We start from the raw sequence: 344 nt of genomic DNA on the forward strand, positions 1-344 counted from the left end.
CCAGGCCGATGCGCTCGTGCCCGAGGTCGACCAGGTGCTGTACGGCCAGCCGCGCCGCGGCCCAGTCGTCCGGCGAGATGAACGGGGCCTGCACGTCGCCCGAGTGCCCGTTGAGCAGGACCAGCGGCACGCCCTGCCCGAGCAGCCGGGTGTAGCGGTCCTGGTTGGCGGTGACGTCGGCGTGCAGTCCGGAGACGAAGATGATGCCGCTCACCCCGCGGTCGACGAGCAGCTCGGTGAACTCGTCCTCGGCGGCGCGCCGGGCAGCCGGGTGCACAGCAGCGGCGTGTAGCCGTGCTGGGTGAGCGCCTTCTCGATCGCCTGCGCGAAGGCCGGGAAGATCG

The 344-nt window shown here is 72.4% G+C and carries 1 pseudogene; it reads right to left on the bottom strand.

Features of this window, described 5'->3' with window-relative positions:
* A pseudogene (locus tag ACWJ6R_RS38150) lies at nucleotides 1-344 on the bottom strand (LacI family transcriptional regulator); the annotation flags it as partial.

It is taken from the genome of Planomonospora algeriensis (assembly GCF_977012225.1).